Raw genomic sequence first — 14,503 nt, forward strand, 5'->3', positions numbered from 1 at the left:
AAGTTCTCGGTGAGCGCAGGTCAAGGACGTCGGCGGCGCCCGGCCGCGATGCCCTCGGCCGGCCTGACGGCCGCCTCGACGATCTCGGCGGCGGCCCGGGCGAGGCCGGCCCGGCCGGCCGCGATGTCCTCGGCCTGCGGGCCGGCCCGCCGCCGACGGGATCGCCCTAGCGTCTGCCCTTGCCCGCGGTCCCCCGGAAGAAGCCGCCCCAGTAGGCCTGGGCCGCCACCCACGTGGCCGCGCCCCTTCCGACCACGCCCCTGAGCCTGCCGAGGTTCTCCGGCGTCAGTTGAGTGCCCTCGATCATGCCGTTGGAACCTTGACCGACCTTCTTGGCCGGGTCGCCGATGAACCTGTTGAGGTTGCCCTCGCACTTGGCGGAGCACACCCGGCTGCTGGAGAAGGCGCTGTGGACGTTGATGATCTTGCCGCCCAGATCCCGGACCTGGCGGCCGACGTCCGCCCGCACGTCGGCCGCGGCCCGTTCGGCGTGACCGTCCCTGGTGTCGCCGCCCTTGGGCACCTTGGGGGCCTGATAGATCGTCACGCCCATTTCCGTCAGCTTGTCCTGCAGCCCCTTCGGCAGGCCGCCCTGGCTGACGAACGCGATGACCCTGGACACCGTGCCGTGCCCCGTGTCCACGGTGACGCGCGACATGACCACCGTGAAGTCCGAGCGCTTGTTCGGGTTCTGGTTCAGGTAGCCCGCGAGCTCGCTCAGCGCGCCGCCGTAGAGGATGATGCCGGCCGCGTCGATGTCCTCGGGCCGCATGTTCTCGGGCGGGTAGGACAGCTCCGGGTCGTTGATCTTCTCGGTCGGTCCCGTGGTGGGCACGGTCGCCTTGGGCTGGTTCGCGTAGAAGGCCGCCCGGCCCCGGTCGTGGCAGGCCCGGGACGCCGCGTCGTCGGTGGGCCGGCAGCCGTGCGGGTCGTGGCCGTCCAGCTCGATCAGGTTGACGGGGTTGCCGGCCGCGAACGCGTAGCGGTTGCTGGTCCACGGGTCGATTTCGAGGGCCAGGTCGTCGAGGGCCCCGTTGTACATGTCACGGCTGAGGAACCGGTTCAGACCCGGGTCGTAGTCGCGGAAGCCCATGTCGTACCTGCCGGATGCGGCGTCCCAGCGTTGGGCGTTGAACCGGTAGGGGTTGTAGGGCTCCTTGGTCGGATCTTGCGGGTCGGGCCTGTCGATGCCCGTCGTCTCGGCGTCCTCGCTCTTTCCGTAGGCGCTGTAGCCGTAGGTCGCCCTGGTGTCGCCCGCGGCGTCGGTCAGGGTCTCGACGTCGCCGTGCGGGTTGTAGCCGTAGTAGGACTCCTCCCTGGCGCCGTTCTCGTCGTGCGTGGCCTGGGCCAGCCGCTCGCCCCACGGGCTGTGCCGGTAGGACTTCGCGATCTTCCCGGCGGTCTCCTCGTCGAGGACCTCGTCGGACAGGGCGAGATAGTTGAAGACCGTGGTCTTCTCCCCCGCGCCGCCCGCGTCCGTGGTCTTGGAGGCGGTCCGGTCGAGGGGGTCGTAGGCGAAGCGCGTGGTGGACGTCGACCCCGGGGCGGTCGTCTTGCGGTTCTCAACGACGTGGTCGAACCCGTCGTAGGTGTTGCGCTCGATGACCTGGCCGCCCGCCACGACGCTGCCGAGACGTCCGAACGGGTCGTAGTCGTACGACGCGGCGGCCCCCGCGGTGACGGCCTTGGCCAGCCGGTTCCGGTCGTAGTCGAACGTCGTGCGCGTGCCCTGCACGACCTGGTCGACGACGTTGCTGTTGGCGTCGTGGACGTAGGTCTCGGTGCCCGCGTTCTGGCCGGTCCTGACCAGCTTCGCGATCCGGTCGCGCGGGTCGTAGGTGTAATCGGCGGTCGTGGTGAGGTACGCCGAGTGGTCGTCGGCGTTCATCTTCCGGGTGACGTCCCGGCTGCGCTGGCCGTTGTCGTCGTACTCCAGCGTGTGCTCGGACACCACCGCGCCGCCGGGCTTCTTCTCCGTCTGCCGGAGCAGGCTGCCGTCGAGGTAGTACTCGTAGTCGACGGTGTTGCCGTTGCCCTTGACCTCGTGCAGCCGCTGGCCCCTTGCGGTGTAGGCGAACGTGGTGACCGTCGGGGCCAGGTCCGAGGCCGAACTGCCGTGCGTGATCTTCGAGGGGAGGTCGCGCACGTCGTACTCGAAGGTGGAGTACTCCTTGTCGTGCTGCTGGGTCACGGGCTGGCCGTTCTCGTCGTACGTGAACGAGATGGTGTTCTTCGTGGCCCCGTCGAGCCGCTCCTCAAGCTTGGCGACCTGGTTCAGCTCGTCGTAGGTGATCGCGTAGTCGTCGATCCTGGCACTGGAGCTGGAGTCGGTGATCGACGTGAGGTTGGCGTTCGCGTCGTAGTGGTAGGCGAACCGCCTGCTCTCGGCGTCGGTGTCGCCGGAGTTGTCCCGTACGAGCTTGACCGCGTCCGCCACGACCGTGGACCCGGCCGCCGCCTTGTCGGTCAACGTGACCGCGTGGGTGACGCCCGCGTCGAAGTCGTGGCGGCCGAGGCTGACCCACGTGCCGGGGTCGGCGCTCTGGTCGACCGTCTTGACCGCGGTCCCGGCCTTGTGGTCGATGAGGAACTCGGCGTCCGTGGCCGCGCCCTGGACCTCGGGGTGGCGGACGAAGACCTCGTAGCTGCCGGCCTGCGGGATGTTCAGCCCCCAACGGAACTGGGCTGTTCCGTCGCCCGCCGGTTTGGTGTGGAAGTCCTGGCCGTACAGACCCTCACCGGTGGTCTGGGCGGTCCACTCGCCGGACGGGCGCGCGCTGTTGAGGTCGGAGTTGTCGACCAGCACCGTGTGGGCGCCGACGGGCACGCCGTCGTCCGAGCGGGAGCGCAGCTTCCCGTCCGGGAAGTAGCCGGTCGTCATGGTGCGGCTGACCGACCCGCCCGCGCTCGTCAGCTTGTTCTCGATCTGCTGTCCGAGCGGGTTGTAGTCGTACGAGGCGGCGATGTCCCACGGGTCGGCGGAGGTCTTGATCCAGCCGTTGTCGTAGTGGGTGTAGACGGTGTCGTTGCGGACGGACTCCCCGCTGGACGGCGGCGCGCTGATCCTGGTCAGGTTGCCGACGGCGTCGTACGTCCGGATGGTCCGGTCGGGCCGGTTGTAGCGGGGGTCGTCCTTGTCGTACGGGGCGATCTCCTCCTTGACCCGGTTGAGCTCGTCGTACACGACCTGGTACACGAAGTCGTCGGGGTCGTCGGCGGTCGCCACGCCGCGTGGCGTGATCACCTTGGTCCGGTTGCCGACCTGGTCGTACTCGAACCGCATGGTCCGCCGGACGACCGTGCCGCCGTCGCTCCGGTACGGCGCGGCGGCCTCGACCGGCAGGCCCCGGGCGTCCAGGGTGACCGTGGTCGTGTTGCCGTCCTCATCGGTCGTCGACTTGACCAGCCCGTCCCGGTCGAACACGGTGGAGCGCGTCCTACCGGCGGCGTCGGTGGACCTGACGGCCCGGTGCGCCAGGTCGTAGAGGTACGCGGTGGTGAAGTCGGCCGGGTCGGGGGTCGCGTTCTTGCGCGCGTCCGTCACGGTCGTCACGTTGCCGACCGGGTCGTAGGCGTAGGCCAGGCGGTGGCCCTTGGCGTTGGCGACCGAGGTGAGCTGGTAGATCTCGTCGTAGCCGTAGGTGGTGGTGTAGTCCCCCGCCGCGGCCGTCAGGTTGCCCTTGGGCTCGGTCACGGTCCTGACGTTGCCGACCCGGTCGTAGGTGTAGGACGTCTTCCGCTCCGGGTCGCCCGGCTCGTCCTTCGGCTCCAGCAGGTGGGAGAGCTGGTCGGCGGCGTCGTAGGCGGCCGTCGCCACCGCGCCGTTGGGGGCGGTGATCCGGGTGGCGTTGTCGTTGGCGTCGTACTCGGGGGCGGGGGTGACGACGAACTGCCCCTCCGCCTGGTCCTTGGGGACCCGCTTCTCCAACGGGCGGGCGAAGACGTCGTACTCCTGCGACGTGGCCTTGCCGTTGGCGTCGACGACCTCGGTGACGTTGCCGCGCGCGTCGTACACGTACGCCGTGGCCTTGCCCAGCGGGTCGACGATCTCGCGGGGGTAGCCGCTGGGGTCGAAGCCGGCGTTGGTGACGGTGTGGCCGTTGGCGTCCTTGACGGTGAGCGGCTGGCCCCACGTGTCGTAGGTGTAGGTCGTGGTGTAGTCGCCGGCGGCCGGGGTCGTGGTGCCCGCCGGGTCGGTGGCGGTGGCGAGGTCCCCTTCGGGGGTGTAGGTGAAGGTCCAGGTGCGGCCCTCGGGGCTGCGCTTGGCGATGAGGTCGGCGACGTGGCCGTTCAGGCCGGTCTGGTACGTCAGCGTGATGCCGGGCCACCTGTTCTTGGTGACCTCGGCGTCCGCGATCTCCCGCGGATAGCCGGTCTTCGGGTCGTAGGACCAGGTGGAGGCCGCCCCGTCGGCCTCTTCGAGCCGGGTGACGTTGTTGTCGCCGTCCCAGGTGAGCTTCGTCGTCCGGGCCTTGGCGTCCGTGGTCCGGAGGGCGCGGCCCCTGCCGTCCAGGAGGTAGGTGGTGGAGCGCCGCTCCGCGTCCGTCACGACCGTGCGGACCTGCCGCCCGGTGTGGTCGTGGGAGTCGCCGTAGGCGAACGAGGTCGGCTGGCCGAGCCGGTCGGTGATGGTCTCGGCCGCGCCGATGAAGGCGTCCAACCGGGAGTGGTACTCCAGCCGGGTGGCCTTGCCGCGCGGATCGGTGACCTTGGTCAGGTCGTTCCCGTCGTAGGCGAACCTGAACTTCTTGGGCTGCTCCGAACCCGCCCCGTCGATCAGCTCGCCCAGCAGGCCCTTGTGGGTGTACGTGAAGGTCAGGGTGCGGCCGGAGATGTCCTTGATCGTCTTGACGTGGTCGATGATGAGCGGATTGAGGAGCTTGTCGCCGCTCTTCCGTTCCCACGTCCTGTCGTCGATGTAGTCGTACGCGTCGCCCTTGGCGTAGTAGTCGATCGTGAGCGTTTGCCGCCCGGTCGGGTCGGTCAACCGGCGCAGGAACTTGACCGGCCCCAGCAGGGTCTTGCGCACGTCGTAGCCGAGGGTCAGCTCGTTGCCGTTGTTGTCGGCGATCGAGCTCGGGTAGCCCTGGCAGTCGAAGAAGAACCTGGTGCGGTCGGGCGAGGTCATGACCCAGGCGCGGGGCTCCTCTTCCCAGAGATGACAGTCCTTCAGCCGTTGCAGGTACAGGTGCACGCCCGGGGGGTTGACGTACTCGTCGTCGGACTTGTCCCAGGTGCCCTTGTCGTCGAGCGTGAAGGTGTGCGTGGTCCCGTCGCCGTCCGTGAAGGCGACGGCCTGGGTGAGCAGGTGCGGGTCGAGGGTCGTACCCAGCCGGGTGAGCGAGGTGGCCTGCAGCGACCACCCGTGCCCGGCCCCCGCGTCGGAGAAGTCCTTGGAGTTGTAGGCCAGCCGGACGAACGTGCTCAGACCACGGGAGGGGTTGGAGAAGGCGTTGTACTGCCAGACCGCGTTCCCGGAGTACAGGTTGGTCAGCAGGGTCGACCCCGCGCCGGTGTTCACCCCGCCGTAGGAGTAGAACTTCTCCAGGCCGAGCTGGTCGCTCGTGGCGTCCTCCACCGAGAGCGGCTGCGCGAGGGCGGCCACCTTGGTCCCGTTCGTGTCCGCGTCGGCGCCGGAAAGCCAGGTTCCGCCGGTCCTGTTCCACAGATCCCAGGTCAGGAGGTAGTCGGTGCGCTGGTCGCCGTCGGCGGCGGCGGGTGGCGTCCGCACCCGGGCCTGCACGGTCACGGCGGCCTCCGGCGCGAGGTCCCCGGGTAAGGCCGTGTGGAGCTGCTCGACGGTGACCGGCGTGCCGTCCGGCCTGCTCCACCTGTACGACAGCACCCAGTCGGCCATGGCCCAGGTCGCCGTGGTGGTGTTGGTCAGCGTGACGGGGATGGCCTGGGTGGAATCGGGCGGCACGCGGCCGGGCGTCTCAGGGGCGTAGAACATGGTGCCGGGCGGGACCTCGGGACCCTGGGCGGCCCCCTTCCGCCCCCTCTCCAAGGCCCGGACCGGCACGACGCGGGGCTGCGGCAGGCCGTCCCCGGTGAGCCACGCCTTCGCCCGATCCCAGATGGTGCGTTCACTCTCGGGAATCCAGCCGCCGGTGGTCTGAGAAGAAGCGGCTGAAGCCTCGGGAATGAACGTCACGAGGAGCATGAGAACCAGAAAGCTCGCGAGGAGCCTCGATAAACGAACCACGACATTTCCCTTCCGACCGCCGTGATTGCGTGGCGACATGATCAGTCCGTTCGATGGGGACCTCACGCTCTCATGGGGAAAGCACGCAAAACAGGTCAACAACCGGACATTTACCGGACTTGTTGACAGCAAGGGGCCGGGTCGAATTCACATTCCAAGCGGGCCGGTAATTGGGGCGCCGAAAGCGGTTGTCAGAGGACGGCCTTGGCCCTTATCTCACGAGGTCATGACCTGCGGCTGACCTGCCCCTCGGTAGCCTGGATGGTCAAAACTACGACTCGACCCACTTAGAGGCCCCTTGTCCACCTTCTGGGAGCTCAAACACCAGCTCGCCGACGCGGTCAATGCCCACGACCTGCCGAGGGTGATGGCCTGCTACAGCCCGGACGCCGTCTACGTCTCGCCGGCGGGCGTCGCGGAAGGACATGACCAGATCGCGTGGCTCCACAAGCAGATTCTCGTGGCGTTCCCCGACTTCCACATGACGGCGTGGTACGAACTCGGCGACTGTGAGAACCCCGCCGTCACGGAATGGACGTACACCGGCACCCACACGGGCCCTTTCCTGCTGCCAGACGGGCGGGAGATCGCGGGAACGGGCCGCCGCATCACCGTCCGGGCCACCTGCGCCACGTTCGTCGAGAACGGGAAGATCGTCTCGCACCGCGAGTACTACGACCAACTGGAGCTGTACAGCCACCTCGGCTTCGGCTTGGTGGAGCTCGGCCAAGGCTCCGCGTAGCGGGCCGTCAGGCCCGGAGCCGCAGGGCCGTGGTCCCGCGTGTTCACGTGCGGAAAGGCTCAGTCCACCAGGCCCGCGCGGTAGGCCGCGATGGCCACTTGAACGCGGTTGGTGACGGCGAGCTTGTCGAACAGGTGGGAGATGTGGCTTTTGACCGTTGCCTCGCTCATGTGCAGGCCGGCCGCGATCTCGGTGTTGGAGCGGCCGAGCCCCACCTCGGTGAGCACCTCACGCTCGCGGCCGGTGAGGGTCTCCAGCCGGGCGAGCGCGTCGCGGCGGCGCCCGATGGGCGCGTCGGTGGTGACCCGGTGGATCAACCGCCGCGTCACCTGCGGGGACAGCATCGAGTCACCGCCGTGCGCGACGCGTACGGCCTGGATCAGGTCGTGCGGCGAGGTGTCCTTGAGGAGGAATCCGCAGGCCCCGGCCTCCAGCGCGGTGAAGACGTGCTCGTCGCTGTCGAACGTGGTGAGGATCACGACCGCGGGCGCACGGACGAGCCGGCGGATGGCCTCGGTGGCGGCCAGACCGTCGGTCCGCGGCATCCTGATGTCCATGAGGATGACGTCCGGCCCCAGGCGGTGAACGGCGTCGACCGCCTCGTCCCCGTCCGCGGCCTCCCCCACGATCTCCACGTCGGGTGCGGATTCGAGGATGAACCGCAGCCCGGCGCGGATCAGCGACTCGTCATCCACCAGCAGTGTCCTGATCATGTGTGTCCCTCGCGGACGCGTCCCACGGCAACCGGCCCTCAAGACGCCAGCCTCCCGCATCGTCGGGCGCGCTGCGAACCGATCCGCCGATCAGCCGGAACCGTTCTGCCAGGCCCACGAGACCGGCCCGCGCGCCGGAAGGGCGTACGGCGGGCCGGAGTGATCGCTCGTTGGTGACCGTGATCGTGACGCCGCCCTCCGGGCTCCCGGTCACCGAGACGGTGACGGGCGCTCCGGCGGCGTGCTTGTGCGCGTTGGTCAGCCCTTCCTGCACGAGCCGGTAGGCGGCCCTGGCCGTCGCCACCGGCAACGGGCCGAGGTCGCCGCGCAGCGTGACGGCGTTGCCGGCCGACGCCCAGGACTCCACCAATCGCCGCAGGTCGGGCAGGCTGTCGTCGTGTCCGGCCCGCAATACGCCCACGATCTTCCGCAGCTCTTCGAGGGCCTCCTGCGCGGTGCCCCTGATCAGCGCCGCCTCCCGCTCGATCCGGGCCGGTCCCGCGCCGGGGTTGACCTCCAGGCCGCCGGCGTGCAGCGAGATGAGGGTGACCTTGTGCGCGAGCACGTCGTGCATCTCCCGCGCGATCCGGCCGCGTTCGGCGGTCTTCGCCTGTTCGTCGCGCAGGTGCTGTTCGGCCTCGGCGCGCTCCGCGCGTTCCCGCAGTGATCTGGTGAGCTCGCGGCGGGTGGCGACGTACCCGCCCGTCACCAGCACGGCGGCGGTGGCGACCGTCGCGGGGACCAGCGCGTCCGCGCCCAACCTGCCGCTGTCGACCCACTGCTGTGCCAGGAATCCCGCCACGCCGATCACCGCCAGCGCCGCGAACCGCGAGCCCAGCCGCGATCCCGCGCCGGAGAACAGGCCGATCAGCAACGGCCCGGGGTTGCCCGACAGCGCGTACGCGCCCGCCCCGACGGCGGCGACCGCGGTCGGCCACCGATCGCGGAACCACACGGCACCCGTGGCGACCAGCCCGGCGACGGCGATGACCACGCGCGGCAGCGGCGCCCACGGCGTCTTGACCGCCAGGACGGTCAGGAACAGGCAGACCGTCACGGAGGCCACGTTGATCGCATGCGGGCCCGGTGTGAGAACCCGCCGCAACGCCTTCCGGTACGCCACCATCGGCCCAGCGTAGGCCAGGGCGGCGGCGCGTCACCTCCTACGAGCGTCGGTGCCGACCGTCCGAAAATCTCCAACTTTAGTGTGATGCGGCGATGGCCATGATGGCGATGTGGCCGCACCCCCGCAGGCGCGAGCGTTGATCTCCCCGACCACGTCAGGAGTCACGCCATGCGACCGATGCCCTTCCCGCGCCTGCTGCTCATCGCCGTACTGTCACTCGCGGCTTTCTGCTCCCCCGCCGCGGCGGCCTCGGCGCGCGTTCCGGACACCCGTGAGCTGACGGACTTCTTCGACACCGCACTGGCGAAGGGGCTGGCGGCCAACCACGTGCCGGGCGCGGTGGTTTCGGTGGTGGGCGCCGGAAAGACCCTGTTCAGCAAGGGGTACGGCCTGGCCGACCGCGAGAACGGGACGCCGTTCGACCCCGGCACCTCGTTGGTGCGGATCGCCTCGATCACCAAGCTGTTCACCTGGACCGCGGTGATGCAACAGGTGCAGCAGGGGAGGCTGGACCTGGACGCGGACGTGAACCGCTACCTCACCGCATTCCGCATCCCCGCGACGTACCCGCAGCCGGTCACGCTGGGGCACCTGATGAACCACACCGCCGGGTTCGAGGACCGCGCCATCGGCATAGGCGCGCGGAGCAAGGCCGACGTGCCGCCGCTGGGCACGTATCTCGCCGAGAACGTGCCGGCGCGGGTGCGCCCGCCCGGAGAGGTGTCGGCCTATTCGAACTACGGCGCGGCGCTGGCCGGATACATCGTGTCGCGGGTGAGCGGACAGCCGTACGACCAGTATGTGAAGGACCGCATACTGGACCCGCTCGGCATGCGGCACAGCACGGCCTCCGAGCCGGTCCCCGCTCCCCTGGCCGCCGGCCAGGCACGCAGCTATGACTACGAGGAGGGGACCTATCGGCGCAAGCCTTTCGTCTTCGACAACCTCCCGCCCGACGGATCGATCAGCACCACCGCGGACGACGTGGCCCGCTTCATGATCGCCCATCTCCAGGACGGGCCGATCCTGGACGAGCCCACCGCCCGTCTCATGCACCGGCGGTCCTTCGCCGCCGACCCCCGCATCGACGGGTACGCCCACGGGTTCAAGGAGCAGACCGTGAACGGGAATCGCGTGATCATGCACGACGGCAGCTGGGAAGGCTTCCAGAGCGTGCTGCTGCTGGTGCCCGACGCCGATCTCGGCCTGTTCGTCTCCACCAACAGCCTCGGCGGCATCGATGCCGTCACCGAGCTCCTGCCCGCCTTCTTCGACCGCTTCCTCCCCGGCGAGCGCACCGCGCCCTCCGCCTCTCCCGCCAAGGCGGCCGCGCCCGTGGCGGGCTTCTACAAGCCGGCCCGCACCGTCGAGTCGACCATCGAAAAGGTGCTCACCCTCACCAACTCCTTCCGGCTGCGGGTCGAGGACGACGGGAAACTCGCCTTCAAGGGCATGACGTGGAGCCCGCTGGCACCGGGGCTCTATCAGCAGGACGGCGGCTCCCAGCGGCTGGCGTTCGTCACGAGCGGCGCCGGCGTCACGTACGCGGCCACCGACGGGCCCGCCTACGAACTCATCCCCTGGTGGGACACCCCTCCGGCCAACGTCATCGTCGTCCTGGCGTTCGCCGTCACCGCCCTGACGGCCGTGCTCGGCCTGCCGCTGACCGCCGCGGTCCGGCGGCTGCGCAACCGTCCCTCTCGAACGTCTCGCGCCTGGCGCGCCGGCCGCCTCCTCGCCGCCCTGGCCGGCGCCGTCGGGCTGGTGTTCACCGTCCTGTTCGTGCTGACTCTGACCGGCGACACGAGCATCCTGTACGGCGTGCCGACGTCCCTCCGGCTGCTGCTGCTCCTCCCGCCGCTGTTCCTCGCCCTCACCATCGCCGCGATCACCACCACCGTGATCGGCTGGAGACACCGGCACGTCGGCGTCCTGGCCCGCGGTCACCAGGTGACCCTGCTGGCCGGAATGCTGGCCCTCGTCTGGTTCTGCCTGCACTGGAACCTGCTCGGCTGGCAGTTCGGCTGACGGCGGGCGACCCGGCCTCACTCCATTGACACGTCTCCGTGAGGAGATCTACGATCCGATCGAATCGATTCGCTAACCACCGTGTCGAAATCCTATCGGACCAGGTGCCATATTCGCCGAATCGATTCACCATCACGAGCTCGACCAGTCCATCCGTGGTCCTTCCCACCCCCCGACTCCCGAAGGAGCCACCCACGATGACGACCACCCGACGGCAACCCAGGAGACGCCGCGCGCTCGCCGCCCGGCTCCTGGCCGTGATGCTCATCGGCGTCAGCCTCCCGGCAATCCCGGCGCACGCCGCGGACGAGTCCATCAGCGTCGACTTCTCCGTGGCCGGCGGCGCCCCGGCCTACCGCGCGTCCGGCTGGATCTACGGCATGACGGAGAACGCGTCGGCGCCGGCGGACCACTTCTTCCGCGACGTGAAGTTCCGGTACATGCGCGCCGGCGGCGCGCAGCTCGGCTCGCCCGGCGGCTGGGTGTCGGGCGCCTACGAGCGCAGATGGAACGCCACGCTGGCCCAGGCCCGCCGGACGATCGCGCTCGGCGGCCAGTTCATCATCCTCCCGCACGACCTGTGGGGAGCGGACGGGTATCCGATCTCCCGCTTCCCCGGCGACAACGGCGACTGGTCCGACTACGACGCCTTCCTCACCCGCCTGATCAACGACGTACGGGCCGCCGGGATCACCGTGCAGTGGGACATCTGGAACGAGCCGAACCTCAACCTGTTCTGGAACCGCCCGCAGGCCCAGTACTTCGAGCTGTGGCGCCGCAGCTACCAGCGCATCCGCGCCGCGTTCCCGAACCACCTGATCGTCGGCCCCAGCTGCGCCTGCGTGCCCTCCACCACGCACGCCTTCTGGAACGCCTACCTCGACTTCGTCCGCGCGAACAATGTCGTCCCCGACCTCGTCAGCTGGCACTCCCTGCCCGGCGACCCGGTGGCGAACGTGGCGGCCGCCAACGCCACGCTCGACGCGCGCGGCATCCCGCATCCGCGCCCCTACCAGATCAACGAGTACGCCGCGCCCGACGAGCAGAACCCGGGAGACGGCGCGTGGTACATCGCCCGGCTGGAGCGGGCGGGCGCCGACGGGCTGCGCGCGAACTGGGCGAGCGCCGGCAACCTGCACAACGATCTGGCGAGCCTGCTCGTCCGCAACAGCGCGGGGCAGCACCTGCCCAAGGGCGAATGGTGGGTCTACCGCTTCTACGGCTCCCAGACCGGCCAGATCGTCTCGGTGACCCCGAGCCCGGCGTACGACGCCTTCGCCACCAAGACGACCGGGGTGGCCAAGATCCTGGTGGGCGGCGGCGGGACGACCGGCAACCTCGCCGTCGGGCTCCGGCGGCTCGACACCGCCGGCGGCATCGTGCAGAACAACCAGGTCCGCGCGGTCGTGCAGCGCATCCCGTACAACGGCGGCGGCGCGGTCCAGGGGCCGATCACCGTCCAGAACACGGTCCTGACGCTGTCCGGCAACGGCGCCACGCTGAACCTGCCGCACACCAATGCCGACGACACGTTCACCGTCACCCTGCTGCCGCCGTCGGACGACGGCTTCCAGTCCGTCGCCGTCGCACAGCACTCCCAGCAGTGCCTGGACAACACCGACCTCGGCACGGCCGACGGCAACGCGCAGCAGCAGTTCTACTGCGAGGGCGGCGACCAGCAGCTGTGGAACTTCCGGCCGGTCGCCGGCGTGGCCGCCACCTACACGCTGGTCAACCAGCAGAGCGGCAAGTGCCTCGAGGTGAGCGGATCGTCCACGGCCGACGGCGCGCCGGTACGCCAGTGGACGTGCGCCAGCGGGGCGCAGAACCAGCAGTTCGCCTTGCGCAGGGTCACCTACGCGGGCAACGATCCCCGGGACCACCAGCTCGTCGCCCGCCACAGCGGCAAGTGCGTCGACGTCAGCACCATCTCGACCGCTCCGAGGGCTCCCGTCCACCAGTGGACCTGCAACCCGGCCGGCCAGGCCAGTCCGCTCAACCAGACGTGGCGGCTCTGGGGCCGCTGAGCGTCACGTCCCGCGCCTCTCGCAGGCGGCGGCCAGGTGGAGATAAGCACTGGCCGTCCAGGTGTAGGCGCGATCGCGCAGCCCCTCCCCCGTGCGGGCGTCGAAGTTCTCGGCGAACCCCGACGCCTCGCACAGCGCGCGGAAGCGGGCGCTGATCTCGTCGGCCAGGTCCGGGTAGCCGGCCCGGCGCAGCCCGTCCTCGATCAGGACCGTCGAGGGCGCCCAGATGGGGCCGCGCCAGTAGCCGTCGTCCAGGTAGTGCGGCGAGCCGGGCAGCTCGGTGGCCGGCCCGAACGCGGTCAGGTGCCGCTCGATCCGGGCGGCCAGCGCCGCGCGGACGGGGTGCGGCAGCTCCTCCCCCAGGACGATCGGCATGAGGTCGAGCAGGCTGGAGCTGGACCAGGTACGTCCCGAGAGCACGCCGCGGGCGACGAACCGTTCACCGTCCCACAGCTCGGCGAGGAGGGCGTCGCGCATCCGGTCGGCCCGCGCGTTCCACCGGGCGGACGCGCCCGGGTCGGGGGCCAGGCGGGCCAGCTCGCGCAGCTGCAGCACGAGGAACGCGGCCAGGTCGGCGGTCTCGACGACGCGCTCGGGGTCGAAGGTGGTGGCGTTGTCCCAGCCGCTGTCGTTGCCGTGCTGGTAGTGCGGCAGCTCGCGGCCGGGGGCGCGGCGGGCCTCCAGCCAGAAGGTGGTCCAGCGTTCCAGCAGCGGGTAGACGTCCGCGGCCGGAGGGAGGTGGCGCAGGGCCCAGCCGTGGATGGGGGGTTTGACGAAGTTGTAGAGGATCTCGGAGTGCGTGACGGAGTCGGGCAGCGCGCCGGCGGCGTCCTGGTGGTCGAACGGCAGCCGGAACTGGTCCCAGGCCAGGCCGGGCAGCCCCTCGGCGAGGGCGAGGGCGTTGAAGCAGTGGTCCCAGCTCCACACCTTGTCCATCCAGTGCTTGGACATGAGCACGGCGGGACGGGTGACGAACCCGGCGGGGCGCACGGTGGCCGACCACAGCACGTAGCAGGCCAGTTCGGCGGCGGGCGTGCGGTCGCCGCGCCAGGGCGCGACCGCCTCGGTGAACGCGTCGAACTCGGCCCGCGCCGCCTTGACCACCTGGTCGAAGGGGTCCGTGGCGGCGTAGGGGGCGCGGGCGGTCTCGTACTCCTCGATGGCGATCTCCCACTCGCCGCTCAGGCCGACGCCCCGCTCGGCGGTGCCGAGCGCCTGCGCGCCGACGTGCTCGGCCTGCCCGGTCAGGAGGGTGATCCGGTAGCGGCGGCCGGTCTGGTAGACGGTGAGGACGTAGGAGCCGTCGACGGGGTCCTGGTAGAAGTACGGGCCGCTGAACGGCGTCAGGACCGGGTCGGCGGCCAGCAGGCGGAGCCCGAGGCCGCGGCCGCGCACGCGTACGGTGTCGGCGCTCTCGTAGGCGAGGTCGATCCGGCCGCCGACGCCGCTCCAGGTGAGCTGGTGCGGGGTGGCCGTGATCGCGGCGGCGGTCGCGGGGACCAGCTTCAGGATCGGGTGCATGCCGGTCTGGTGGGAGACCAGGTGCACGTCCTGGGCGTAGGTCTTCTCGGCCACCACGGGCGAGAACCCGAACCACGATCCGCGGTGGCTGAACGGGATTTCCCGCAGGGAGAACACCGGGCCCGAAGCGGCGACGGTCAT

7 protein-coding genes are annotated in these 14,503 nt (G+C 70.2%); 3 read left to right on the top strand and 4 right to left on the bottom strand.

From position 1 onward, the window contains the following. Positions 1–166: 166 nt before the first annotated feature. On the bottom strand, positions 167–6,154 hold the full coding sequence (locus tag ABZS69_RS23160; protein WP_355375897.1) for an RHS repeat-associated core domain-containing protein: 5,988 nt from the start codon (positions 6,152–6,154) through the stop codon (positions 167–169). Between the two features lie 349 nt (positions 6,155–6,503). Here ABZS69_RS23160 and ABZS69_RS23165 point away from each other — a divergent pair, with 349 nt between their 5' ends. Beyond that, the gene (locus tag ABZS69_RS23165; protein WP_355375899.1) at positions 6,504–6,947 is read left to right on the top strand and encodes an ester cyclase; all 444 of its coding nucleotides are present in this window, start codon (positions 6,504–6,506) and stop codon (positions 6,945–6,947) included. Positions 6,948–7,006: 59 nt separating this feature from the next. On the opposite strand, the gene ABZS69_RS23170 is transcribed toward ABZS69_RS23165, so the two are convergent. Continuing rightward, positions 7,007–7,660 carry a response regulator transcription factor gene (locus ABZS69_RS23170; RefSeq protein WP_355375902.1) on the bottom strand — a complete coding sequence of 218 codons (654 nt, stop codon included), beginning with the start codon at positions 7,658–7,660 and terminating at the stop codon, positions 7,007–7,009. Further along, positions 7,635–8,786 (bottom strand): histidine kinase, encoded by a 1,152-nt coding sequence (locus ABZS69_RS23175; RefSeq protein ID WP_355375905.1) that lies wholly within the window; start codon positions 8,784–8,786, stop codon positions 7,635–7,637. Before ABZS69_RS23175 ends, ABZS69_RS23170 begins: the two co-directional genes overlap by 26 nt. A 168-nt stretch (positions 8,787–8,954) precedes the next feature. Between ABZS69_RS23175 and ABZS69_RS23180 the strand changes: the two genes are divergently transcribed. Together ABZS69_RS23180 and ABZS69_RS23185 are read left to right on the top strand one after the other, a co-directional pair. Then, on the top strand, positions 8,955–10,814 hold the full coding sequence (locus tag ABZS69_RS23180) for a serine hydrolase domain-containing protein (protein ID WP_355375908.1): 1,860 nt from the start codon (positions 8,955–8,957) through the stop codon (positions 10,812–10,814). 197 nt (positions 10,815–11,011) lie between these two features. After that, positions 11,012–12,841 (top strand): RICIN domain-containing protein, encoded by a 1,830-nt coding sequence (locus tag ABZS69_RS23185; protein ID WP_355375911.1) that lies wholly within the window; start codon positions 11,012–11,014, stop codon positions 12,839–12,841. Positions 12,842–12,844: 3 nt separating this feature from the next. Here ABZS69_RS23185 and ABZS69_RS23190 read toward each other — a convergent pair whose 3' ends face one another. Beyond that, positions 12,845–14,503, bottom strand: coding sequence for a hypothetical protein (locus ABZS69_RS23190; RefSeq protein WP_355375914.1), 1,659 nt, complete (start codon positions 14,501–14,503; stop codon positions 12,845–12,847).

The sequence above is a fragment of the Nonomuraea sp. NPDC005650 genome, assembly GCF_040605375.1.
Taxonomy (GTDB): domain Bacteria; phylum Actinomycetota; class Actinomycetes; order Streptosporangiales; family Streptosporangiaceae; genus Nonomuraea.